Here is a 254-nt window from a genome sequence, read left to right on the forward strand (position 1 = left end):
CAGCTCGTCGGGGAACAGCTTCGGCGCCTTCGGGTTCTTGCTCTTCTTGGTCACTGTTGCTTCGGTCATAGGACGTTATTTCCGTTATCGTCTCATGACCTCGGCACACTAAAAATCTGACAGGCTCGCCAGCCAAAGCTGCGCTCGACCACCCACCGCCGGGGGAGCAGAACGAAACCCTTTTTCGTTTCTTCGAGTTTGATCACCTGAAGGTCAATACCCTCGTCGAATGCAGCCTGCGCTGGCTCTTTGCC

The 254-nt window shown here is 55.5% G+C and carries 1 pseudogene; it reads right to left on the reverse strand.

The annotated features are described in order from the left end of the window. Nucleotides 1-128 precede the first annotated feature (128 nt). Nucleotides 129-254 (reverse strand): annotated as a pseudogene (locus ACLFKU_RS44830) (IS5/IS1182 family transposase); the annotation flags it as partial.

This window comes from Paraburkholderia sp. EG304, from assembly GCF_046543485.1.
Classification (GTDB): Bacteria; Pseudomonadota; Gammaproteobacteria; order Burkholderiales; family Burkholderiaceae; genus Paraburkholderia; species Paraburkholderia youngii.